At 36.7% G+C, this 22,671-nt stretch carries 27 protein-coding genes; 12 read left to right on the top strand and 15 right to left on the bottom strand.

From position 1 onward, the window contains the following. Positions 1–12 precede the first annotated feature (12 nt). Together B3D94_RS00730 and B3D94_RS00725 are read right to left on the bottom strand one after the other, a co-directional pair. Positions 13–1,194 carry an FtsW/RodA/SpoVE family cell cycle protein gene (locus tag B3D94_RS00730; protein WP_069480251.1) on the bottom strand — a complete coding sequence of 394 codons (1,182 nt, stop codon included), beginning with the start codon at positions 1,192–1,194 and terminating at the stop codon, positions 13–15. A gap of 61 nt (positions 1,195–1,255) precedes the next feature. After that, entirely contained in the window at positions 1,256–1,537 is a 282-nt protein-coding gene (locus B3D94_RS00725; protein ID WP_004224778.1) for a YlaN family protein, read from the bottom strand. A gap of 182 nt (positions 1,538–1,719) precedes the next feature. Here B3D94_RS00725 and B3D94_RS00720 point away from each other — a divergent pair, with 182 nt between their 5' ends. Then, positions 1,720–2,220 (top strand): hypothetical protein, encoded by a 501-nt coding sequence (locus tag B3D94_RS00720; protein ID WP_069480250.1) that lies wholly within the window; start codon positions 1,720–1,722, stop codon positions 2,218–2,220. 11 nt (positions 2,221–2,231) lie between these two features. Next, on the top strand, positions 2,232–2,435 hold the full coding sequence (locus B3D94_RS00715) for a YlaI family protein (protein WP_012293117.1): 204 nt from the start codon (positions 2,232–2,234) through the stop codon (positions 2,433–2,435). Positions 2,436–2,489: 54 nt separating this feature from the next. Here the strand turns inward: B3D94_RS00715 and B3D94_RS00710 are convergent, their stop codons facing one another. Genes B3D94_RS00710 through B3D94_RS00700 form a run of 3 tightly spaced genes read right to left on the bottom strand, consistent with a single transcriptional unit; the run spans position 2,490 to position 5,038 of the window. Then, a complete protein-coding gene (locus B3D94_RS00710; protein ID WP_083244610.1) occupies positions 2,490–3,284 on the bottom strand; it encodes an ABC transporter permease in 795 nt (264 codons plus the stop codon). Then, a complete protein-coding gene (locus B3D94_RS00705; protein ID WP_193831106.1) occupies positions 3,277–4,044 on the bottom strand; it encodes an ABC transporter ATP-binding protein in 768 nt (255 codons plus the stop codon). Before B3D94_RS00705 ends, B3D94_RS00710 begins: the two co-directional genes overlap by 8 nt. 1 nt (position 4,045) lies before the next feature. Then, entirely contained in the window at positions 4,046–5,038 is a 993-nt protein-coding gene (locus B3D94_RS00700) for an ABC transporter substrate-binding protein (RefSeq protein WP_193831105.1), read from the bottom strand. Between the two features lie 259 nt (positions 5,039–5,297). On the opposite strand from B3D94_RS00700, the gene B3D94_RS00695 reads away from it, so the two are divergent. Continuing rightward, positions 5,298–5,669 carry a hypothetical protein gene (locus tag B3D94_RS00695; protein ID WP_069480247.1) on the top strand — a complete coding sequence of 124 codons (372 nt, stop codon included), beginning with the start codon at positions 5,298–5,300 and terminating at the stop codon, positions 5,667–5,669. A gap of 356 nt (positions 5,670–6,025) precedes the next feature. Here B3D94_RS00695 and B3D94_RS00690 read toward each other — a convergent pair whose 3' ends face one another. Next, a complete protein-coding gene (locus tag B3D94_RS00690) occupies positions 6,026–6,391 on the bottom strand; it encodes a YlaH-like family protein (protein WP_069480246.1) in 366 nt (121 codons plus the stop codon). A 32-nt stretch (positions 6,392–6,423) separates the two neighbouring features. Next, the gene (gene typA / locus B3D94_RS00685) at positions 6,424–8,268 is read right to left on the bottom strand and encodes a translational GTPase TypA (protein WP_008173982.1); all 1,845 of its coding nucleotides are present in this window, start codon (positions 8,266–8,268) and stop codon (positions 6,424–6,426) included. 138 nt (positions 8,269–8,406) lie between these two features. Between typA and B3D94_RS00680 the strand changes: the two genes are divergently transcribed. Next, positions 8,407–8,592, top strand: a complete 186-nt coding sequence (locus B3D94_RS00680; RefSeq protein WP_008173985.1) for a DUF5325 family protein — start codon at positions 8,407–8,409, stop codon at positions 8,590–8,592. A 38-nt stretch (positions 8,593–8,630) separates the two neighbouring features. Here B3D94_RS00680 and B3D94_RS00675 read toward each other — a convergent pair whose 3' ends face one another. Together B3D94_RS00675 and B3D94_RS00670 are read right to left on the bottom strand one after the other, a co-directional pair. Continuing rightward, positions 8,631–9,425 carry an inositol monophosphatase family protein gene (locus B3D94_RS00675; protein ID WP_069480245.1) on the bottom strand — a complete coding sequence of 265 codons (795 nt, stop codon included), beginning with the start codon at positions 9,423–9,425 and terminating at the stop codon, positions 8,631–8,633. 222 nt (positions 9,426–9,647) lie between these two features. After that, positions 9,648–9,845, bottom strand: coding sequence for a hypothetical protein (locus B3D94_RS00670; RefSeq protein ID WP_008173987.1), 198 nt, complete (start codon positions 9,843–9,845; stop codon positions 9,648–9,650). A 125-nt stretch (positions 9,846–9,970) separates the two neighbouring features. Here B3D94_RS00670 and B3D94_RS00665 point away from each other — a divergent pair, with 125 nt between their 5' ends. Further along, positions 9,971–10,606, top strand: coding sequence for a YktB family protein (locus B3D94_RS00665; RefSeq protein WP_291753471.1), 636 nt, complete (start codon positions 9,971–9,973; stop codon positions 10,604–10,606). 102 nt (positions 10,607–10,708) lie between these two features. Here B3D94_RS00665 and B3D94_RS00660 read toward each other — a convergent pair whose 3' ends face one another. After that, positions 10,709–10,996 (bottom strand): UPF0223 family protein, encoded by a 288-nt coding sequence (locus B3D94_RS00660; RefSeq protein WP_025113798.1) that lies wholly within the window; start codon positions 10,994–10,996, stop codon positions 10,709–10,711. Between the two features lie 20 nt (positions 10,997–11,016). Next, positions 11,017–11,976 carry an NAD(P)H-dependent flavin oxidoreductase gene (locus B3D94_RS00655; protein ID WP_291753467.1) on the bottom strand — a complete coding sequence of 320 codons (960 nt, stop codon included), beginning with the start codon at positions 11,974–11,976 and terminating at the stop codon, positions 11,017–11,019. A 144-nt stretch (positions 11,977–12,120) separates the two neighbouring features. Here B3D94_RS00655 and B3D94_RS00650 point away from each other — a divergent pair, with 144 nt between their 5' ends. Next, positions 12,121–13,590: an aminotransferase class I/II-fold pyridoxal phosphate-dependent enzyme gene (locus B3D94_RS00650; protein WP_069480242.1), complete on the top strand. Its 1,470-nt coding sequence runs from the start codon at positions 12,121–12,123 to the stop codon at positions 13,588–13,590. 39 nt (positions 13,591–13,629) lie between these two features. Here the strand turns inward: B3D94_RS00650 and B3D94_RS00645 are convergent, their stop codons facing one another. Beyond that, positions 13,630–13,956, bottom strand: a complete 327-nt coding sequence (locus B3D94_RS00645; RefSeq protein ID WP_291753464.1) for a helix-turn-helix transcriptional regulator — start codon at positions 13,954–13,956, stop codon at positions 13,630–13,632. Positions 13,957–14,101: 145 nt separating this feature from the next. Here B3D94_RS00645 and B3D94_RS00640 point away from each other — a divergent pair, with 145 nt between their 5' ends. Continuing rightward, entirely contained in the window at positions 14,102–14,698 is a 597-nt protein-coding gene (locus B3D94_RS00640; RefSeq protein ID WP_291753461.1) for a class I SAM-dependent methyltransferase, read from the top strand. Positions 14,699–14,745: 47 nt separating this feature from the next. On the opposite strand, the gene B3D94_RS00635 is transcribed toward B3D94_RS00640, so the two are convergent. Together B3D94_RS00635 and B3D94_RS00630 are read right to left on the bottom strand one after the other, a co-directional pair. Then, on the bottom strand, positions 14,746–15,423 hold the full coding sequence (locus B3D94_RS00635) for an LrgB family protein (protein ID WP_193831099.1): 678 nt from the start codon (positions 15,421–15,423) through the stop codon (positions 14,746–14,748). Beyond that, positions 15,416–15,862 carry a CidA/LrgA family protein gene (locus B3D94_RS00630; RefSeq protein ID WP_083244607.1) on the bottom strand — a complete coding sequence of 149 codons (447 nt, stop codon included), beginning with the start codon at positions 15,860–15,862 and terminating at the stop codon, positions 15,416–15,418. The genes B3D94_RS00635 and B3D94_RS00630 overlap by 8 nt, the downstream gene beginning before the upstream one ends. A gap of 319 nt (positions 15,863–16,181) precedes the next feature. On the opposite strand from B3D94_RS00630, the gene B3D94_RS00625 reads away from it, so the two are divergent. From B3D94_RS00625 to B3D94_RS00605, 5 genes are all read left to right on the top strand, one after another. Next, complete coding sequence (locus tag B3D94_RS00625; RefSeq protein WP_291753455.1) at positions 16,182–17,816, top strand: ATP-binding protein; 1,635 nt, start codon at positions 16,182–16,184, stop codon at positions 17,814–17,816. Further along, on the top strand, positions 17,809–18,498 hold the full coding sequence (locus B3D94_RS00620) for a response regulator (RefSeq protein WP_291753453.1): 690 nt from the start codon (positions 17,809–17,811) through the stop codon (positions 18,496–18,498). Before B3D94_RS00625 ends, B3D94_RS00620 begins: the two co-directional genes overlap by 8 nt. 125 nt (positions 18,499–18,623) lie before the next feature. Then, positions 18,624–19,643, top strand: coding sequence for a tripartite tricarboxylate transporter substrate binding protein (locus B3D94_RS00615; RefSeq protein WP_291753450.1), 1,020 nt, complete (start codon positions 18,624–18,626; stop codon positions 19,641–19,643). 94 nt (positions 19,644–19,737) lie between these two features. After that, positions 19,738–20,214, top strand: coding sequence for a tripartite tricarboxylate transporter TctB family protein (locus B3D94_RS00610; protein WP_069480238.1), 477 nt, complete (start codon positions 19,738–19,740; stop codon positions 20,212–20,214). A 17-nt stretch (positions 20,215–20,231) separates the two neighbouring features. Continuing rightward, a complete protein-coding gene (locus B3D94_RS00605) occupies positions 20,232–21,758 on the top strand; it encodes a tripartite tricarboxylate transporter permease (protein ID WP_258267893.1) in 1,527 nt (508 codons plus the stop codon). Between the two features lie 52 nt (positions 21,759–21,810). On the opposite strand, the gene B3D94_RS00600 is transcribed toward B3D94_RS00605, so the two are convergent. Further along, complete coding sequence (locus B3D94_RS00600; protein ID WP_069480236.1) at positions 21,811–22,593, bottom strand: SDR family NAD(P)-dependent oxidoreductase; 783 nt, start codon at positions 22,591–22,593, stop codon at positions 21,811–21,813. Between the last annotated feature and the right edge of the window lie 78 nt (positions 22,594–22,671).

Raw genomic sequence — 22,671 nt, 5'->3', positions numbered from 1 at the left:
AGGTATCCCCCTTTATGATTCTGTTTTTTTCCTCTCTACCTTTTCAAACATAGAAACATTGATTAATATTCCCATCGCTAAAGATAGGATGATTATAGATGTACCGCCATAGCTTATAAAAGGTAACGTTACACCGGTTAACGGGATTAACCCGGTTACACCCCCAAGATTGATAAACGATTGCCAGCCTATCCAGCTTGCAATACCAGCCGCAATCATGCGTGCCATTGGATCCTTCGTTCGCAATGCAATAGAAAAGCCTTTATATACAATAAACCCTAAACCAGTCAGGACGATTATAACTCCCCATATGCCTAATTCCTCCATAATTATAGCCATAATAAAATCTGTTTGCGGTTCAGGTAAATATCCTAATTTTTGAATGGATTGACCAAGCCCTCTTCCTTCTAAGCCGCCTCCGCCAATTGCATAATAACTATTGGCCACTTGATGACCACTACCATTCTCATATTCGAACGGATTTAAATAAGATAAAATCCGCCCTTTTCGGTTCTCCGTTAATAGTTCTCCCTTGAATAACAAAAGTATACCAAGAATTGCTGCACCGAATGCCGCCAATACACCAAAAAATTTCCAAAACGTTTTAAAAGGAATGCCACTAGAAGCAACGACAGATACGGCAATTCCACATAAAATAATTACTGCCCCTAAATCTGTTTCGAAAGCAACACCAGCAACTACTAGGATCCACAGAAAAATCGGATAAAAAATTTCTGTCGGTTGAAGTTTTTCAAATGTATATTTTTGTGATTTGCGATAAAATGCAGCTGCAAAATATAAAATTATAAATAGTTTTGCATATTCAGATGGCTGAAAGTTTCCTAAACCAGGCACATGTATCCAACTTTGTGACCCTACATCTTCTGCACCATGCCCTGCTATCTTTAGCCAAGTAAATAGAACAGCTAATACGATGGTTAGCATCATCATAATATTCTTATTCGCGTAATGCTTATACGGGAAAAATGCTGCAACAATAAAGCCTAAAAAGGCCACTATTAAATTGGTGATTTGCTTTCGATAAAAATAATCAGGTGCTTCTCCTTCTCTTGCAATAGCGACCATCATACTTGAACTATAAATCATGATTAATCCAAATAAGCTCAATAATAGGACAGTAAAAAATAAAGGGTAATCAAAATTTTGTGCATATCGTTTTAAGTATTGTTTCATCTGAAAAACCTCGTTCTAGTAAAAAAACTCAAAGCGCAAAAAAGCGTTTGAGTTTTTCTTTTTATTTGTCTGTATACGCATCGTGCAGTACAGAAAGTTCTTTCTCGAGTGAATCGAGAATTTCCTTGCCTTTTTCACGTTCAATCAGACCTAGCTTCACAGCAAAATCAATTTCACGAGACAGGCCGAACATTTGTGTATCTAATACTTCCTCATATAAAGGGCATTGTGGCATTGTTAAATGATCCATTTGTACTCGAATAAGGCGAGCAATCTTATCTGCATCAGCAACTAAAAGCTCCAAAGCCTTTTCTTGAAAAGAAGTTTGTGATTTCGTATCCATGAGGACGCCCCCATTATCTGATATTTCTTCGATTCTATCTTAATAAAGTTTATCTTCTAGTCGTTAAAATTGCAAGTGTCTTCATTGGAAAATACCGAATTCAAATTTTATTTCTTTATTATTTTTAGGCATTAGCGTTATACTATGTCATGGATATACAAGATTTGAGGAGGATTTCTATCATGGAAACAATAATTCCTATCAAGGGCGCAGTAACATATCAATTAACATTAGATCCCACTGTTTGGATTTTCGATGATCGTAAATTAGATTTAAAAACATATTTCACGACACAAGATGTTAAGGAAGATTCAGACATCAAATATATGCGTGAGGTTGGTGCTCACTGGTCTCGTGAGATTATGGAGGGAGCTACATTCCCACCTACATTAAAATCAGAGCGTAAGTTTGACCGTAAAGGAATGGAAACAGGGACATTTGGTATCGAATTAGGCCATTTCTTGAAAAATGCTGAAATTAAACCTGAAGCAACAAAAATTATCTTTGAATGTGAGAATGGTCAAGAATATCCTTTTTCTATTGAAGAAGCATCTACACTTATTTTAAAATATAGTCAAGACGGCAAGCCACTCTTAGAAGATGGTCCCATCCACGTATTAATGAGAGATGGTTCAAATATTGACAATCCTATTAAAAACGTAATAGCCATTCGCGCTGAATAGGGGGGAATGCAATGCGCGTTAAATGCGTAATTTGCGATACGATTCAAAATATAGACGATAATTTACCTTTAGCCAAAAAATTACGTAATCGTCCAATCCATACTTATATGTGTGACAATTGCCATGATCGTATTAAAGAAAACACGGTTGCACGATTAGAAACAGGGAATTTCCGTTTTTATAGAACTTCACCACAAATGGATAAAGAATTTTAATGTTTGATGAACCAAAAAAGAGGTGCCTCCATCGGGAGACACCTCTTTTCTATATTAGCCGTTATTTTTAATAACCGACTTTTCTATCAACTCAACCACCTGATACATGATTGTTGCAAAAAATGCAATGATGAGCAAGGACATGAGCACAAGATTAAAATTAAACACTTGGAAGCCATAGATAATTAAATAGCCAAGACCTTTCGAGGCAACTAAAAACTCACCTACAATAACCCCAACCCACGATAATCCTACATTCACCTTCAAGGTTGAAATTATGGTCGGAAAAGATGCTGGTAAGATGACTTCCCGAAAGATTTGCCACCTAGTAGCACCAAATGTTTGTAAAACCTTACTATAATTCGGATCGACACCTTTAAAAGCCGTATATACCACGATAGTCGTAATAATGATAGAAATTAAAGCTCCCATCGCAATGATGGAAAAATAACCTGGCCCTAGCGCAACAATAAGAATAGGTCCTAAAGCAACTTTTGGCATCGCATTTAAAATAACTAAATAAGGGTCCAGTACCTTCGACAGAAATGGTGACCACCACAATAGGATAGCTATGAACGTCCCTAGTAAAGTCCCAGCAATAAAGCCAATCACCGTTTCCATTAATGTCACACCAACATGCAAAGTTAAAGTTCCATCAATAACTTTTTCGATAAATGTATGCCAAACTTGCGTTGGTGAACTAAAAATTAAACGGTCGATCCATTCTAATCTAGAAAGCAGCTCCCATCCTCCAAAGAACAGAAGCAGAATAATAAGCTGATATAGCCGTACAAAGCGTTTTTCTTTTTTTAACATTTGCTGATATTGTTTAAATAATGTGTTATCCAAGGCTCTCCAGCTCCTTCCAAATGATTTGGAATACATCTGCATAGGTAGGATGCTGTCTTACATCAAACGGTGATAATTCACGAAGTGCCTCAGGTATTTCAAACACTTTATGCAATGTCCCTGGATTGGCTGAAAATAAAAAGACACGCTCACTCATAGCTATTGCTTCTCCAATATCATGCGTCACAAGAACTGCTGTCTTTCTATAGGTCTTTAATGTTTCTACAACTAAATCCTCAAGCTTTAATTTCGATTGATAATCAAGAGCCGAAAATGGTTCATCTAACAATAAAATTTTAGGATTTACTGCTAAAGTACGAGCAAGTGCCACACGTTGTCTCATACCTCCTGATAATTCTCGTGGATAGTTGTTTCCCACATGGGGTAATCCTACTTCTTGCAAAAGAGCATTGGCCGTTACTTTATGTGAATTATTGCTCCGCTCCATAATTTTCAAACCAATCGTGACGTTTTCTTCAATGGTTTTCCATGGAAATAAGTAGTCCTGCTGAAGCATATAGCCAATGCTTGATTGATTATGTGCTGATAGTTCATCACCATCTATATAGACCTTGCCTTCAGTTGGTGGAAACAAACCAGCGATTATTGATAATAAGGTCGTTTTCCCACAGCCACTAGGCCCGATAAACGACACGAATTCTCCTTCACGAATGGCCAAGCTAATATCACGTAATACTTCCTTTGCCTTTATGCTTGAAAAATAACTATGGTGAATATTTTCTAGCTGTAAAAATTCCATATTACTCAGCAGCCTTTTTAGCAAAGGTTGTGTTCACAAGTTTTTCATACTCCACGCGTTGAGGAAGTTCACCTGCTTCCTCCATAATTGTTTGCAAGTTATCCCACTCTCCCTCATCGAGAATAGGGTCTGATGCATAGGAGCCTTGTGCTTTATAACGCTCGATTACTGTTTCAATAACTGCAACATCTACATTTTCAAAATAAGGTTGAATAATTTTTGCCACTTCTGCGGCACTTTCATTCTGTACAAAATCTTGTGCCCGTTGTAAGGCATTTGTAAAGGCTTGAACTGTCTTCTCATCATCCTTTAAATAACTGCTTTTCGCCATAAAGGACGTGTAAGGCAAATTACCAGACTCTGTACCGAAAGATGCCACAATATAGCCTTTCCCCTCTTTTTCAAATACGCTAGCTGTTGGTTCAAATAACTGTACATAATCACCAGTACCTGAAGCAAAGGCAGTGGCTATATTTGCAAAATCAATATTTTGAATAAGGGTTAAATCATGAACAGGGTCAATGCCGTGCTTCTTCAACACAAATTCCCCTGCCATTTGCGGCATTCCACCTTTACGCTGACCTAAAAATGTAGAACCCTTCAATTGATCCCATGAAAAATTACCCATTTTTTCCCTTGCGACTAAAAAAGTACCGTCAGTTTGAGTTAACTGAGCAAAATTCTGAATTGGATCATTCGCCCCTTGTAATGTGACGTAGATCGAAGTTTCCGACCCAACTAAAGCAATATCAATGCCATCTGACAGCAATGCCGTCATGGTTTTATCGCCACCAGCTATCGTTTGTAGCTCTACAGAAAGGCCTTCATCCTCGAAGAATCCTTTTTCAAGTGCTACATATTGAGGCGCATAAAAAATCGAACGAGTTACTTCTCCAACTTTGACTTTCGACATCACTTTATCTCCACATCCAACAAGTAATATACATAAAAGACTGACAAGACTAAATATAAATGCAGATTTTAAACGATTCATATTTTTTCTCTCCTCCTAGATCCTATTTACATTAAATAGCGTATGTTACATTGACTAAAAGGGTGAATTCAAAGAAAATCCCTCAATTTACTTTTGCATTTACATTAATTAAGAATATTAACAAAAGAAATTATTTAGTAATTATTTACAAAATATGATATAATTATTTATAGAGGGATAAATACACATTTTTGTTTTTTATTATATTTACTATATTCTATTTATATATTTTAAGTTAATTAGAATGGAGAGAACTCAATTGAAAAAAATACTTAGATTTCTAGCACCTTTAGTACTTATTTTTACCATTTATGGATATAATGCTGAAAATGCCTCTGCATCAACCTCTGAATCAGTTTTTTTAGGATCAAGTGGTTTTGCACAATCAAATTATATTAATGCTTCTTCTAGGGTTTATGTATTACTTAGAAATACTGGTTCAGTACCTATTGCGTGGTATGTTGTTGGTCCAAACAATGTGGCAGAAATGGATACACCTGCAAATATTCCACCTGGGGGAGCTAAGGGAATTTGGATTAATACAAGAAGTAACACAAAACATGCTTTAAATTTATATTGTGCTGGCGATGTAAATAAATGTAGTGCAACGGGTAATATCTCATTGAATTAAAAAATCAATTAAATCACTATTTATCCCTCTTTGATAAAATCAAAAATGTCTTTATTGCACCTCTATCGTTAGATAAATCTAACAACTGGAGGTGCTTTTCTTTTGATCAAATTTTAAGAAATAAATATCGATTTATCAAATTTATATAGAAATTGGGTTAAGGTTTTAAACACTTGGGAAAACCAAAGATTTTTAAGTACTGTTATTCTTCTAGAGACTTCGGAATACATAAATAAATATACTTGGAGTAAAAAAAACCTCGATTATATCCACTTGTTAGTGTCTATAAAATCGAGGTTAAACAATTAAAAATGCTATTAAATTAAGTAAAGCTATAAAATACTTTTCATAGTTAATTAAGTCTCACGAGTCTCACGTGACAAGCGAATTTTATAAATACCCAAAAATAATGCTGCAACAATTAACCCCTCCATCATTGGTAATGATAGGGCGAAGAAAGTAAGAAAAATACATCCAATAAATAAACAGAGGTACACAACAATATTTTGCTTTAAATTTAATTTTCGTGCAAAGCCTAGTTGATAAACTATTGCAGATAAAATAAATACAGAGAAGAAAGCTATATACCCTGCAACTGTATAATTCGGTGCATTTTCATAAATGAAACGGCTAATACCTGTTAAATCTTCTAATACTTCAGCCTCTGTTCCTTCTCTCATTTTAGATGCTTGAATAGAGTTGAGTAACAGCCAATTCAACATCGTTCATCCTCTTCCTTTCATGTCAGCGAAAATTATTGTTCTGCGTTACGTAATTTTTTCGCTGCTTTCTCACGTTCATTTTTATCTAGAATTTTTTTACGCAGACGAATAGATTCTGGTGTGATTTCTAAATACTCATCATCACCTAGGTATTCAAGTGCTTCTTCTAAAGATAAAATACGCGGTTTTTTAATAACATTCGTTTGGTCTTTATTTGCTGAACGAATGTTTGTTTTTTGTTTCATTTTTGTGATGTTTACAGTGATATCAGCGTCACGAGTATTTTCTCCAACGATCATACCTTCGTAAATATCTGTACCTGGCTCTAAGAACAGTGTACCACGATCTTCAATTTGCATCATACCATAAGTTGTTGATTTACCAGTTTCCATAGAAACTAGTACACCTTGGTGACGTCCACCAATTTTACCTGGTAGTAATGGTTGGTAGCAATCAAACGTATGGTTGATAATACCAAAACCTTTTGTCATTGACATGAACTCAGTCGTATAACCGATCAAACCACGAGCTGGAACTAAGAACGTTAAACGAACTTGACCACTGCCGTTATTCACCATATCAAGCATTTCACCTTTACGTGTACCAATCGATTCAATAATTGAACCAACATTTTCTTCAGGTACATCGATTTGAACGCGTTCGAATGGTTCACATTTTACGCCATCGATTTCACGCACGATTACTTGAGGTTTAGATACTTGTAATTCGAAACCTTCGCGGCGCATATTTTCAATAAGGATTGATAGGTGAAGCTCACCACGACCTGAAACTGTCCAAGCGTCTGGAGAATCAGTATCTTCAACACGTAAAGATACGTCCGTTTGTAATTGAGCACGTAAACGCTCTTCTACTTTACGAGAAGTAACCCATTTCCCTTCACGACCAGCGAATGGAGAGTTGTTTACTAAGAATGTCATTTGTAAAGTTGGCTCATCGATACGTAATGGTGTAAGTGCTTCTTGGTGCTCAACAGGACAAACTGTTTCACCTACGTTGATATCTTCCATGCCTGAAACGGCGATTAAATCACCAGCTTTTGCTGTCTCTACTTCTTCACGTTTTAAACCGAAGAAACCAAAGATTTTCGTCACACGGAAGTTTTTCACTGTACCATCTAACTTCATCAGTGCAACTTGTTGACCTACAGAAATTGTTCCACGGAATACGCGACCTATTCCGATACGACCAACGAAGTCATTATAGTCAAGTAAAGCTACTTGGAATTGTAATGGGTCTTCTGAGTTATCAACTGGTGCTGGGATAGATTCAATAACTTTTTCAAATAGACATTTCATATTTTCTTCTTGTTTAGATGGATCAGCGTCCAAAGAAGCTGTACCATTTACACCTGAAGCATAGACAACAGGGAAGTCTAATTGATCGTCATCTGCTCCTAACTCGATAAATAATTCAAGTACTTCATCTACTACTTCTAGTGGACGAGCTGAATCTTTGTCTACTTTATTTACAACTACGATTGGTGTTAGACGTTGTTCTAAAGCTTTTTTCAATACGAAACGTGTTTGAGGCATACAACCTTCATACGCATCGACAACTAGTAAAACGCCGTCTACCATTTTTAAAATACGTTCTACCTCACCACCGAAGTCAGCGTGTCCAGGCGTATCAAGGATGTTGATACGTGTTCCTTCATAGTTTACTGCTGTATTTTTAGCTAAAATCGTAATACCACGTTCGCGTTCAATATCATTAGAGTCCATTGCACGTTCTTCAACACGTTCGTTTGAACGGAATGTACCTGATTGTTTTAGTAATTGGTCGACTAAGGTAGTTTTACCATGGTCAACGTGGGCGATTATTGCGATATTGCGAAGATCTTGACGTAAGTTTGTCATTATTCCACTCCATATTCTTTTTTCGAATGTTTAACTGTGATATTATAGCACAAGAAGGATAGAAATGTCCTTATTAGAATTTCCATCATTCTAAAAAATATATTTGATTGATAAATTTTTTATATAGGAGGCTAGGCTATGAATCGTGCAAAATTCGTAATGGCTATTTATGCATTAGCAGCTGTTTTAGCAATGTGTTCAATTGGCTATTCAGTGGCGGCTAGTAGTGTATTTGGTGCAATAGCAGGTATTGTGGCTACTTGTGTCATTTTCATGACAGCCTTTAAAATGAAGCGTAAACTACGTATGCAAGGGTTACTGTAGTTAAAAAAGGAGCTGTCTAGTAGTTAGACGGCTCCTTTTTATTCATAAGGTACTATATATTTTTCCAATAATTCTTTATGAATGGAAGGATTGGCGATTATAAAAGTATCTTGATGTATGAAGTCAAAGCCTTCTCCGTGCAAGTTTGTGGCGATGGCCCCAACTTCTTGAGCAATAATGGTACCACCTGCTATATCCCACGGTGATAAACGCATGGAAACATAAGCATCCAACTTCCCACTAACAACAAATGCGATTTCCATGCAAGCTGAGCCATAGGAACGTGTGCCCCGAACTTTGCGGACCATTTCAATGACCTTTTCGTGATGAATATGTCGATTAGGAGCTACCCAATGTGCATTGATACCAATGACTGATTCCTCCATCGTAACAGATTGAAGTTTCCGCAGAGGAGAATCGTTATACCACGCGCCTTGGCCTTCAATCGCATAAAATAAATCCTCACGCATGACATCAAATATGTACCCTAACTTACCTACTCCATTAATAAAAATACCAATAGAAATCATAAAGTGACGATGTTGTTTGACAAAATTCATCGTGCCATCTATAGGATCAATAATCCAAACTACACCATCTAATGACTCTACCTTTTCCCCCATGCCTTCTTCGCCTAAAATTTTGTGGGCTGGATTAAAAGCTTTAATTTGGTCGATAAAAAATAACTCTGTTTCTCGGTCAATATTTGTTACCAGGTCATTTGCACCTGATTTTGTCTCGATCACTAAATTATACGAAAAGGCTTTTCGAATACGTCTTCCAGCTTCAAAGATTATACTTTTCGCAAATTCATCCATTTGTTGTAAATCCAATTAAAACCCACCCTTCGAATATAAGAAAAAGACTTTACTTTCTCACTCTTTATTAATTTTACCTTGTCCATTGTCTTTATTGCGATATACAACATGAACTTCAAGAAATACTGAAATTCATTACGCTATGATATAGTATCTATTTTACCCTTTGTCACAATAAAAATCACCTGCTGTCGGAATATTCAGCAAGTGATTTTTTAAATGGGTATAAGATTTTGATTACGCATAGGCGTGGAAGCTTTCAAGTTCCATCTGGATTTCTCCAAGACGTTTTTTACTTTTTTCAATTTCTATATCGTTTTTTTCATTCATCGCTGCAAAAAGCGAGGCTAATTCATAATCTAATTCTAATTGTAAAATGTGTTCATATTGCTTTTCAATGTCAACTTTACGTATAATTTTTACGATTGGTTTCATAAAAACACTTCCTTTTTTAAATTTTTTTACAAAAACTTTTCAAATTCGATAAAGTTCTTGTTATAAGATTTTTTCCCAAAATCAGCGTAAAATAAACCTTATAAAACGAAAGGAGCAAAATTAAATTGCCGAAAATAAAGTGGACAAACAAAGATTTTAATGTTTTTAAAATAGACGGTTTAGAACAAAGAATGGATGCATTAAACGATCATGTACGCCCAAAATTCCATCAGCTTGGTGATGATTTTGCTGCCTATTTCTCAAGCCAGCTAGGTGAAGAATTCTTCCCTCATGTTGCCAAACATGCTAGAAGAACTGTCAACCCTCCAAAAGATAGTTGGGTTGCCTTCGCCCCCTATAAAAGAGGTTATAAATCATTGCCTCACTTTCAGATTGGTCTATGGCACTCACATTTATTCATCGTCTTAGCTATTATTTATGAAGCTCCTCAAAAAAATGTAATGGCTGAACGTTTACTTGCTCACCAATCCTTATTTGAGCAGCTACCTGGTGACTTTATTGTGTCAGGTGACCATATGTCTCCTGAGGCCATTTCACTTGAAGAAGCGAAAGAAAACAAGCTTGAGGCACTACTTTTACGCCTGCGAGATGTAAAAAAAGGTGAGTTTTTAATTGGTCGTCATATTCCAAAAGACCAAGCAACCAAATTATCAGCCAGTGAATTCCACCAGTTAACGGAACAAACATTCAACAGCTTACTACTTTTTTACAACGTCATCGTTGGTAAGGACCTAAAATAAGCTTTAACCTCATGTTATTTGTTGAAGTAGTGTATGCCAAATGTCGTTTTTTAACACAAAAAAATAAAAAGCGGATGTGAGTTGTTCTCACATCCACTTTTTTTATCGACTTTTTTTAGGGACTATTTTTATCATTGTACCATCTGCGGCTTCTTTTGTTTGTTTAACAACAGGATAGCTAATATAGCCACTCGCTTCTTCAAATTCACGAAATATTGTTTTTTCCTCCGCTTGTGAAGGAACAATTTCCTTAAAGCGACGATATTTAGCCATCATGACCTCACGCTTGATGCCCTTTTCATGAGCTTGTTCAATCCCTTCAAAGAATTGAACAACATCCACAATTTCCTCTGTAGACCAATCTGTTGAAAACGGATAAGAATATTCCATTCGACAAAACCACCTTTACATTATTGCCCCCATTTTACCCGGATACTTTCCGCTTCTGCAACCATTCGATTGATTAATTCCTCAACGGTTGGAACATCATGAATCATCCCTGTCACTTGTCCAGCCCAACCAAAGCCGTGTTCTTGTTCACCATCATAAATAAAACGTTTATTCGCTGATCCACTTATATATTCCTTTAACGCTTCATAGGTTGGCTCTTTTTCCTCAATCTCTAAAATTTTTGCCGTAAACTCATTACGTAAAGCACGAGCAGGTGCACCGATAGAACGTTTTATGATCGTCGTATCAGCCTCGGTGCTTGCTAGTAGTGCCTCTTTATAAGCAGCAGAAGCATCCACACATTCCTTTGTTGCAATAAAACGAGTACCCATTTCAATGCCTTCAGCTCCGAGTGCATGGGCAGCCATCCAGCCTCGGCCATCGCCAATTCCCCCTGAAGCAATCACTGGGATTTTTACACTATCAACAACCTGTGGGACGAGCACCATCGTACCTACATCATCTCTTCCAAGATGTCCGCCACCCTCTTGCCCAACAACCATTACAGCATCCGCACCAAGCTGTTCAGCTTTTTGCGCTTGTCTACGTGCAGCTACAAGTACCAATTTTTTAATATCTGTGCCTGCTAATAAATCAAAAATGGGTGCAGGGTTACCTCCAGTCATCGTTACAACAGGTACTTCTTCTTCCACTGCAACGCGAACCATTTCCTCAAATCCTGTACCATGCATACCAATAGCAAAGTTTACGCCAAAAGGCTTATCTGTTAATGTTCGTACTTTATGAATCTCTGCTCGCAATAAGTCAGGGTTTCGTAAACTCATAGCTGTGATTTGACCTAACCCTCCAGCATTCGACACAGCCGCCGCTAAATCAGCATAGGCTAAATACGCTAAACCACCTTGAATAATTGGGTATTTCACTTGTAAAAGCTCTGTCACCCGTGTATTCCAACTCATAATACCTCCCCTTTCATTCGGTATTAATTTCTCGATATCCTTAAAAAATCCTTTTATTTTTTATGAAAAGTCTATTTTTTCGTGGCGTTAGGTGCTATAATTCATTTGTTTTCTTAGATAATTTAAAGTGAGGTGGTACCTGCGTTGTCACAACTAGAGACTCCATTGTTCGACGTATTACTTAAACATCGGAACAGACATCCTATTCAGTTCCATATTCCAGGCCATAAGAAAGGGCAAGGGATGGACCCTGCTTTCCGAGAATTCGTCGGCGACAACGTTTTATCAATTGATTTAATTAATATTGCTCCACTAGACGATTTACATTCACCAAAGGGTGCTATTAAAGAAGCGCAAAATCTTGCAGCAGAAGCTTTTGGTGCTGATCATACATTCTTTTCCGTTCAAGGTACTAGTGGCGCCATCATGACGATGATTCTGACCGTCGTTGGTCCAGGTGATAAGATTCTAGTGCCGCGGAATGTCCATAAATCTATTATGTCGGCGATAGTTTTCGCTGGTGCAATTCCAATTTTTATTCATCCTGAAGTCGATAGTGAATACGGGATTTCTCATGGCATATCCCCTGAGGCTGTCGAAAAAGCTTTAAATGCTTATCCTGATACAAAAGCTGTGCTAGTTATTAATCCAACTTATTATGGCTTCACAGCAGATTTAAAACGCATTGTCGAAATCACTCATAGCCGTGATATTCCTGTAGTAGTAGATGAAGCACATGGTGTACACATTAAATTCCATGATGATCTTCCCTATTCAGCAATGGAGGCAGGTGCCGACATGGCTGCTACAAGTGTTCATAAGCTTGGTGGTTCTATGACACAAACGTCCATTTTAAATGTTCGAGAAGGACTTGTTTCGGCAAAACGTGTACAAGCTGTTTTTTCTATGCTAACAACGACATCCACATCTTATCCATTGCTCGCTTCCCTTGACACAGCTCGACGTCAATTAGCGATTCACGGATATGATTTAATTGACGATGCACTACGTTTAGCAAAGGATGCACGTAAACGAATTAACCAAATCCCACATTTAAAATGTGCAGGCAAGGAAAAACTACATTCATCTGCTACTTATGATATGGACCCTTTAAAACTTCTTATTAGCGTTAAGGATTTGGGTATTTCTGGGCATAGAGCTGAGGAATGGTTACGTTATAATGCCAATATCGAAGTGGAATTGTCTGACCTTTATAATATTTTATGTTTAGTGACATTAGGAGATACGAAAAAAGAAATTAATCTTTTAGTAAATGCATTAACTCGTATGTCAAAAGCATTTGATTCGGAAGCGGCTATCACAGAAGCTGTCGTGAATGTCCCAGATATTCCAGCGCTAGCTATGTCACCCCGTGATGCATTTTATGCTGATACTGAGGTAGTTCCACTTGCTGAAGCAGATAACTGCATTTGTGCAGAATTTATTATGGTATATCCTCCTGGAATTCCAATTTTTATTCCCGGGGAAATAATTACTCAAGAAAATATTCATTATATTCAAATGAATATTGAGGCGGGTTTACCAGTTCAAGGACCAGAGGATACAACATTAAAAACGATTCGTGTTATAAAAGAACGAAAACCTATTATTTAATCTTAAAAGCTAGCTCTCCTCGAAGAGCTAGCTTATTCATTATTTATAAAAAGCAGAGGTTAGTATCGCTAAAATCGGAAAAGCTAACCACCAATAATGCCATAAAAAATCTCCAACTGTTTTATGATTAGATGGAACGGAAACCGTAGCTACTTTAGAAAATTTCTCTTTCCCTGTAATAAGTTCATCTAAGGAAATTTGATACAGTTCACCTAACTTAATGAAATTATCTATATCAGGATAACCTTTTCCTAATTCCCATTTTGACACAGCCTGCCGTGAAATATGTAAATACTCTGCCACTTCGTCCTGAGTAAAGTGATGCTGTTCCCTTAATTTCTTTAAACGGTTTTCTAAATCATCCATACTATTTACCTCCCAATTATTATTATTAATAACATAATAGATCGCAATTAAATATGAAACGAGAATTTATTATTTGCTTTTATAAGCTAAAAGTTAGAATAACAAAAACACATTATCTACAATAGAGAAAAGGAGGAATGGACTTATGAATACATGGAATCAACGTTTTCTAGGATCTGAATATGTTTATGGTGAACAACCAAATGCCTTTATTAAAGATTATGTATCTTCTTTGAAAGAATGCCCTAATATCGCAGCCTATGCAGAGGGGGAAGGACGCAATGCTGTTTTTTTAGCCTCAAAGGGCCATACTGTCACTGCCTATGATTATGCACAAAGTGGTCTTGTGAAAACGGAACAATTAGCACAGAAACATCATGTGTCAGTTCAAACTAGGCTAACCGATTTACTACTAGATGAGCTTCCTGTGGATAATTATGATGCGGCTATTATGATTTTTGGTCATTTTCCATTGCAACAACAGCAGGCCGTCATCCAAAAGATTATCGATTCAGTGAAGCAAGGCGGACGGATTATGATGGAGTTATATTCCATTTATCAGCTCCCCTACGCGTCCGGTGGTCCACAGCAGCTTGATTTTTTATATGACCCAAAAGATGTCCTGCAGTGGTGTCAGCCTCATAAAATTATCCGTTTTTTTACAGGTGAACAAATACGCTATGAAGGAACGTTACACAATGGACTAGCCCATACCATTCAATTCATTATTGAGAAAAAATAAATGAGTTGTCTCAAAGCATTTGAGACAACTCCTAAAGTGAAAATTTTTCATAAAAATAAATACACAAATAATGGACAGAAAAATGCCCCAATAATAGCTGTTAGGCCCATCGATAATGAACCAACTGATAATTCCTGTTCTCCATATTCTCTTAATTTCACAAGTCCTACACCATGAGAGGCACTCCCCACTGACACTCCTCTACTAACGGCCGAGTCGATTTTGCCATATTTAATAACTAATGGGCCTATAATAGCCCCTACAAACCCTGCTATCATGACAAAAACAGCTGTTAGTGGCGGAATACCTCCAATCGTTTCGCTGACCTGCATCCCAACTGGCGTTGTTAAGGATTTCGGCAAGGCTGTCAGCATCCAGCTAGATTTTACACCAATCCATTTTAACAGCACGAAAATGGTCACTAATCCTGTCACCATGCCGATGAAGAGTCCTGATAAAATAGAATACTTATATTTGATAATAATAGCTCGTTGATTATAAAGAGGATAGGCAAGTGCGACTACAGCTGGCCCAAGCATTTTCTGAAGCCATTCTCCACCCACCATATATGTAGAATATGGAATATTAAATACTAGTAAAATCACTGCACTAACAACAGTAGTCGTGACTAAAGGAATCATAATAGGATGTGGAAATCGCTGATAAAGCTTCGTAAATAATATGAACATAATGATGGTGCTCAGGACAACAATTGCTTCAATCAACCGTTAACTCACCCTTTCCTTCTTCAACAATAGACTGCGTTTCTTCTTTTTTCTTTAATTCTTTCTTCTCAATTATTTGCGTCAGTAAACCTGTGACATAAATAGAGATTAATGTACTAGCAATAACGGCTAGAATTATAAGCAAGCCAGTGATCGACAAGAGTTCTGGGTAATCAATAACGCCCACCGTTGCTGGTATGAAAAACAACGTTAAAACGCCAATTAAAAAACTTGCACCATCTTGAATATATTCAACCTTAATGATTTTAAAAATGAGTGAAAGTACTAATAACAGTAATCCAATGACACTCCCTGGAAGCGGTATGTGTAAATAAGTAACAATTCCTACCCCCATATAATAAAAAATGGTCAGTATGCCAATTTGAACAATGATCCGAACAACTCGCAACAACAGCGCAGTAGAATTTTCGTTGAACATTTCGCTACTTTTCACCCCCTATATCGTTCATTCTACATCTGTATGAATTTTCTGTCTATTGTAATTTTAGAAAAATAATAATCATTATCAGAAAGAACTAAGTTCCATTTTCTCAAAAATCACATTTATACATATATAGTTTTTTCATCGATATTTAGGGTAATTTGTCACTCGGACTATTCAAATAGCGGTCTTTGCCTATTTCGAATATCCACTATCTATTTAAATTTCATCACTCGCTAGCAAATTTCGGAAATTTTATATATAATCAAAAATTACAAAAGATACTCATTTTTCAAACAATACAATAATTTTTATAATGCACAATAAGGTGGGATCTTCTATTATCCTTAAAACATTGAAACTCCAAACTCGTTTTGCTTATTACAGTAGCTTTTTAATTTTTCTTATTGTCACTTTGGCTGGTTTACTCTTTTACGTAACGATTTCTGATGCATTGCAAACACAAATTGGTAACCGAGCACTTTACTTGGCGGAAACAACTGCAAGTAGAGGCGACGTTATAGAAGCCTTTCACACTGACAACCCATCAGAAAGTCTGCAAAAAATTAGCGATGATATTATGGATGCTGCAAAAGCTACGTATGTTGTAATCGGTGATAAAAATGGCATTCGCTACACCCACCCTCTCGCCGACCGTATTGGCAAATCCATGGTTGGTGATGATAATGACAAAGCATTGATCAACGGTGAATCTTATATTTCTATTGCCGATGGTTCAATGGGGCAATCTATTCGTGGGAAAGCGCCTATCTTTGATACGAATGGTTCCATCTTAGGCGTTGTGTCCATTGGCTATTTAACGAGTGAATTAGATAACTTATATTTTTTATACTTGGATAATATTTTTTATACGATCATTATTGCGCTCACCATCGGAATTATCGGCTCTATTATTTTATCCCGGAATATTAAAAAGCAAATTTTCAATTTGGAGCCCAATGAAATTGCCAATCTATTAACAGAAAAAAATACTTTAATAGAATCAGTGCGTGAAGCTATTATTACGGTCAACGATAAAGGCGAAATTACAACGCTAAACAACGCGGCCGCCAATATCTTAAATTTACCAGATTCTGCTTCTATTATTGGTGATAATATTAAGCAACATATTCCAAATACACATCTACTTAATGTATTAATGAATGGTGAGAAACAGCTTGATAAATTGATGATTGTTAACGGTGATGAAATTATTGTAAACCGTGTTCCTATGAAGGTAAAAGGTAAAATTGTTGGTGCTGTAGCAAGTTTCCGTCTACAATCAGAAATTGAGCAGATGGCGATAGAATTAACACAAGTAAAACAATATACAGAAGCTTTACGTGCACAAACACATGAATTTAATAATATTCTTTATACAATTTCTGGCCTTATTCAATTAAATGCATCCGATGAGGCTTTAACAATTATTCATAAAGAGGTACAAGGACATTCCTCTTTAACCCAATTTATTACAAACCGTGTAAAAGACCCATTCTTAAATGGTTTAATTATCGGATTTTTTAATCGTGCGCGTGAATTAAAGATTCAGCTAATATTTGATGAAGATAGTTATTTAGATATCTTTCCTGAAAATATCGAAAAAGGTCTTATTATTTCTATTATGGGTAATTTACTAACCAATGCTTTTGAAGAGGTCGAAAGAAATAAAGAGCTACGGCCTATTGTAAGGCTTTTTATATTTGATAATGGAGAAGAAATCATTTTTGAGGTCGAGGATTCTGGCAATGGCATAGCACAAGAAAAATTAGATGTATTATTTTCAGAAAATATTTCAACCAAAGATAGGAAGCATCGAGGCTATGGGTTAAGAAAAGTAATTTCCAGCATCCAAGATTTAAATGGCACACTCGCTCTTGGGGAAGGCGATTTAGGAGGTGCCCTATTTATCGTATCTATTAGTAAAAGGGGGATTATTAACAATGACTAATATTGAAGTACTAATAATTGAAGACGATGTACGTGTAGCGGACGTACATCGTCGTTTTTTAGAGAAAATTGAAGGATTTACAGTAATTGCGTGTGCAAACACTGGAGAAGAAGCTTTAGATTGGCTTCAATCATTTTCACCACAGCTAATATTACTCGATGTATTTTTACCAGATATACTGGGCGTGGATTTAATTGATAAAATCAATACACTTAGCCCAACCAGTAACATTATTTTGATTACCGCAGCCACAGAGGCTCACATTGTCCAAAAAGCGTATCGAAAAAATATTACAGACTACATTTTAAAGCCATTTACATTTGATCAACTAAAAGAAAGTATAGAAAAATTCCGTTTCAAGCATCTACTACTCCAAAATAATGAGAAATTTACACAAGAAAAAATCCAATACCTTTGGCCAAAAGCTGCTTCATCCATCCCTGAAGATCCACAGCTACTATTACCAAAAGGCATTGATTTAACAACGATGAATCATGTCATCAACTATTTAAGTACAATGAAAGGAGGTAGTACAGCTGAACTGTTAGGAAAAAATATTGGTGTTAGTCGTTCCACCGCTCGCCGCTATTTAGAATTTTTAGTCACACAAAAGCAGGCCTATATCGAACTAACTTATGGCACAGTTGGTCGTCCTGAACGGCGATACTTTATTTTCTCATAAACTTTATGAACAAAATGACGTTAATCCACAATATCACCATAATATTTTAACAATTCTGATATAAGTTATAGTTATGATAGCGCTCGAATGATAGCGCTATCATTTTATTTTTAAGGGGGATTTTTATGTGGAGGAAGATTTCAAAAGTTATGATAGCTGGCTTACTATTTACTAGTTTAGTTGGTTGTTCATCATCAAATGGAGAAACAGCAGAAGGAAAAAAAGCAAATAATTATCCGAAAAGTAATATTACCATTGTTGCTCCATCAGGGGCTGGGGGTGGTTGGGATTTAACAGCTCGTGCAGTAGCAAAAACAATGAATGATACAGGTTTAATTAATAAATCAATTCAAGTTGAAAACAAGCCAGGTGGCGGTGGTGCTGCCTTCATGGCAACATTTGCTACAAAGGAAGCAAGCAATGATTATATGTTAATGGTTAAATCACCGCCAATTCTTATTAATCATGAAAAAGCTGAAGGAAATAGCAAATTTGGCTACAAGGACACTACACCTTTAGCACAATTAACGCGTGACTATGGTGCAATTGTTGTTAAGAAGGATTCGCCATTCCAAACGCTTGAAGATGTATTAAATGCTATAAAAGATTCGCCAAAAGATGTTACTTTAGCAGGTGGCTCTGCACCGGGCTCTATGGATCATCTAGTAGGAATTATTCCTGCCTATAAAACTGGCATAGACTTAAAAACAATTAAATACGTTTCTTACGATGGTGGTGGTGAAGCTGTAACCGCGTTACTAGGCGGCAACGCTGATGTCATTGCAACAGATGCTTCGACTATTGCTACTTATGTTAAATCAGGAGATGTACGTGTATTAGCCGTAAGTTCCTCTGAACGATTAGAAGGTGAGCTAGCAGAAGTTCCTACATTTAAAGAGGCTGGTATTGATGAAGAATTTACTATTTGGCGTGGTATTTTTGGTCCGAAAAATATGAGTGAAGATGCGGTTACCTACTGGTCTGAAAAATTACAAACAATGGCTGAATCAGAAGAATGGCAAGCTGAGGTGTCACGTAATGGCTGGCAAGCTGAATACCGCAATGCTGAGGATTTTACAACTTACCTAGACAATCAGAATAAAATCATCGTAGAACTATTGACAGCTCTTGGTATGCAAAAGTAAAGAATAGCCTGTGTCGAAAAAGAGCACAAGTATTTCCATCCAATAAGATTTACTTGTGCAACCTTAAATTATTATCAACGGAGGTGTATAACGATTGAATTACACATTTGATAAAACATTTAGCATTATCCTCTTAGCTGTTAGCATTTTATTTATCTTTCAAGCAACGCAAATTTCTGATAGTGCTTATGGATCTACAGTCGGTCCTAAAATATTTCCACTAGGTTTAGGTATTATTTTAGGTTTATTAAGTCTTCAACTATTTTATGAATCATGGAAAAATGCTGTAAGGGAGAGAATTACAGGAGGACCAACTGCACCTTCTAAAACCTCATCTACTGAGCTCAAGAAATTTTTACTCATTTTTGGTAGTGCGATTGCCTATGTATTCTTCCTAGAAAAAATAGGCTATGTGATCACAACATTTTTATTTTTATGTATTAGCTTCCAAACGATGGAACGAGCTAAGCTTATTTATTCAATTATTATTGCCGCTGGATTTTCATTTGGTGTCTATTATTTATTTACAAGTTTACTAGGTGGTTCATTGCCTAGTTTCCCAACTTTTTAATGTAAAGGAGTGAACATATGTCGACATTGCAATTTTTAGCTGATGGATTTGCTATTGCCCTTCAATGGCAAAATCTTTTATTCGCTCTTGTTGGTGTCATAATTGGAACAGCAGTTGGTGTCCTTCCTGGCATAGGTCCGATGAGCGGCGTTGCTTTATTAATCCCAGTAACAGCAACCATTACAGCGGGATTACCTACGGAAGCCGCCGCTACAAGCTCAATTATCTTACTTGCAGGCGTTTATTATGGAGCCATGTATGGTGGTTCAACAACTTCGATTCTATTAAATACACCTGGTGAATCCTCATCAGTTGTTACAACATTGGATGGCTACCAAATGGCTAAGCAAGGACGTGCTGGAAGTGCTCTTTCTATTGCAGCCATTGGTTCATTTTGTGCTGGTGTTATAGCATTACTTGGTCTAATACTATTAGCGAATCCATTATCAAAATTAGCACTTAAATTTGGACCAGCAGAATACTTTTCATTAATGTTACTAGGGCTTGCTGCAGTAAGTGGACTTGCAGGCCGCTCTATTACAAAAGCTTTAATTATGACTGCCTTAGGGCTGATGCTCGGTACAGTTGGTATTGATGCTGTATCCGGAATCGAACGCTTTACATTTGGTCAACCTATGCTGTTCTCAGGTATTGAATTTTTAACAATTGCCGTTGGTTTATTCGCGTTAGGGGAAGTATTTAAAACGATTCTTGAAAGAGATGAAGAAGATGGTCAATTAGCAAAAATTAATCGTGTATTACCAACAAAGCAGGATTTAAAAGAAAGCGCTATCCCTATTGCTCGCGGTTCACTACTAGGATTTTTCATTGGCGTTTTACCTGGTGCAGGCGCAACACTTGCCTCATTCTTTTCTTATATTACCGAAAAGAAATTCAGTAAGACACCTGAGAAGTTTGGAAAAGGCCATATTGCTGGTGTTGCTGGACCTGAATCAGCGAACAATGCTGCATCAGGAGGCGCAATGATTCCATTGCTAACATTAGGTATTCCCGGTTCAGGTACAACTGCTATTTTAATGGGTGCACTTATTATGTATAATATTCAGCCAGGTCCATTATTATTTGATGAGCATCCTCAAGTCGCTTGGGGATTAATTGCGAGTATGTTTATAGGAAACTTTATGTTATTAGCCTTAAACATGCCTCTTGTTCGTATTTTTGCAAAAATCATAGAAACACCGAAAAAATATTTATTGCCCATTATTGTTGCGATTTCAATTTTTGGTGTGTATGCAGTACAATTCGCCACTTTTGATTTATTTTTATTATTAGCTTGTGGTGTGCTTGGTTATCTATTTGCTAAAAATGACTATCCAGTAGCACCTTTAGTACTTGCACTTGTACTAGGGCCGATGATTGAAAATAATATGCGCCGTGCATTAACCATTTCTAATGGCGATTTTTCTATTTTTGTAGCAAAGCCATTATCATTACTATTTTTAGTAGCTGCTATTTCTTGGTTACTTATACCGCTGTTCATGAAAATGCGTGGTAAAAATGTTCTAATTAATGAAGAAGGATAATCAATAAAATCCACTACACATTCTATCAATGGAAGTATAGTGGATTTTATCTCTATAATGCGTGACCCGAGCCACCATCAATATTCAATGAAGACCCCGTAACATAACTTGCTGCATCAGATACTAAAAATGTTATGACGTTGGCTGCTTCTTGCGTATCACCTACACGGCCAAGTGGAATAGCTTGCCCTACTTTACGAGAATAGTCTTCCCACGATAAACTAGGATCTTCCTTTTTCCATTTCTTTTCGATTTGATCACTTCGAATAAGCCCAATACATACGGAATTGACGCGGATATTATCTTTTCCTAAATCCTTGCTCATCGCCTTTGTCAAGGCAAGGCCCGCAGCACGGCTGACAGTCGTAGGAAGCGAGCTTGCAGGAGGCGTTTTAGCCATCACCGCAGTCACATTAACGATTGCACCGCCACCAGCCTTACGCATATATGGTGCAGCAAATTTTGAGCAATGTATAGCCCCAAATACTTTTAAATCTAAATCTGCTTGCCAAAGCTCACTACTTACCGATTCAAAAGGATTTGCAGAAGCCGTCCCTGCATTATTAATGAGAATATCAACGTGTCCAAAATGTTCGACCGTACGCTCAATTAGATTCTTACAATCTTTTTCCTTAGTAATATCTGTTGGAACGATTAAAACATCTACACCTGTTTCATTTTTAATACATCCAGCGGCCACCTGTAACTGTTTTTCTCCACGTGCACAAAGTACAACCTGTGCACCCTCTTTAACGAGTTGCATGGCCGTATAATAGCCAATACCTTTACTCGATCCTGTTATAATTGCTACTTTCCCCTTTAAGCCTAGTTCCATTATGATCACCCCAAATATTTTCGAATATTCGTAACAATATATTTACTTTAACAAAATTATAGATAATATACAAAAAAC

The organism is Lysinibacillus sp. UBA5990 (assembly GCF_002429815.1).
GTDB lineage: Bacteria > Bacillota > Bacilli > Bacillales_A > Planococcaceae > Lysinibacillus > Lysinibacillus fusiformis.
This window is presented reverse-complemented; position numbering and strand designations above follow the sequence as displayed.

Excerpts from the sequence above, each read along its gene's own strand:
- B3D94_RS00680 (WP_008173985.1), top strand. The coding sequence starts at position 8,407 with ATGAATCGTGCAAAATTCGTAATGGCTATTTATGCATTAGCAGCTGTT.
- B3D94_RS00655 (WP_291753467.1), bottom strand. The coding sequence starts at position 11,976 with ATGAGTTGGAATACACGGGTGACAGAGCTTTTACAAGTGAAATACCCA.
- typA (WP_008173982.1), bottom strand. The coding sequence starts at position 8,268 with ATGACAAACTTACGTCAAGATCTTCGCAATATCGCAATAATCGCCCAC.
- B3D94_RS00725 (WP_004224778.1), bottom strand. The coding sequence starts at position 1,537 with ATGGATACGAAATCACAAACTTCTTTTCAAGAAAAGGCTTTGGAGCTT.
- B3D94_RS00690 (WP_069480246.1), bottom strand. The coding sequence starts at position 6,391 with ATGTTGAATTGGCTGTTACTCAACTCTATTCAAGCATCTAAAATGAGA.
- B3D94_RS00700 (WP_193831105.1), bottom strand. The coding sequence starts at position 5,038 with ATGAATCGTTTAAAATCTGCATTTATATTTAGTCTTGTCAGTCTTTTA.
- B3D94_RS00620 (WP_291753453.1), top strand. The coding sequence starts at position 17,809 with ATGACTAATATTGAAGTACTAATAATTGAAGACGATGTACGTGTAGCG.
- B3D94_RS00600 (WP_069480236.1), bottom strand. The coding sequence starts at position 22,593 with ATGGAACTAGGCTTAAAGGGGAAAGTAGCAATTATAACAGGATCGAGT.
- B3D94_RS00715 (WP_012293117.1), top strand. The coding sequence starts at position 2,232 with ATGCGCGTTAAATGCGTAATTTGCGATACGATTCAAAATATAGACGAT.
- B3D94_RS00705 (WP_193831106.1), bottom strand. The coding sequence starts at position 4,044 with ATGGAATTTTTACAGCTAGAAAATATTCACCATAGTTATTTTTCAAGC.
- B3D94_RS00605 (WP_258267893.1), top strand. The coding sequence starts at position 20,232 with ATGTCGACATTGCAATTTTTAGCTGATGGATTTGCTATTGCCCTTCAA.
- B3D94_RS00630 (WP_083244607.1), bottom strand. The coding sequence starts at position 15,862 with ATGTTCAACGAAAATTCTACTGCGCTGTTGTTGCGAGTTGTTCGGATC.
- B3D94_RS00730 (WP_069480251.1), bottom strand. The coding sequence starts at position 1,194 with ATGAAACAATACTTAAAACGATATGCACAAAATTTTGATTACCCTTTA.
- B3D94_RS00645 (WP_291753464.1), bottom strand. The coding sequence starts at position 13,956 with ATGGATGATTTAGAAAACCGTTTAAAGAAATTAAGGGAACAGCATCAC.
- B3D94_RS00615 (WP_291753450.1), top strand. The coding sequence starts at position 18,624 with ATGTGGAGGAAGATTTCAAAAGTTATGATAGCTGGCTTACTATTTACT.
- B3D94_RS00670 (WP_008173987.1), bottom strand. The coding sequence starts at position 9,845 with ATGAAACCAATCGTAAAAATTATACGTAAAGTTGACATTGAAAAGCAA.
- B3D94_RS00660 (WP_025113798.1), bottom strand. The coding sequence starts at position 10,996 with ATGGAATATTCTTATCCGTTTTCAACAGATTGGTCTACAGAGGAAATT.
- B3D94_RS00720 (WP_069480250.1), top strand. The coding sequence starts at position 1,720 with ATGGAAACAATAATTCCTATCAAGGGCGCAGTAACATATCAATTAACA.
- B3D94_RS00640 (WP_291753461.1), top strand. The coding sequence starts at position 14,102 with ATGAATACATGGAATCAACGTTTTCTAGGATCTGAATATGTTTATGGT.
- B3D94_RS00625 (WP_291753455.1), top strand. The coding sequence starts at position 16,182 with ATGCACAATAAGGTGGGATCTTCTATTATCCTTAAAACATTGAAACTC.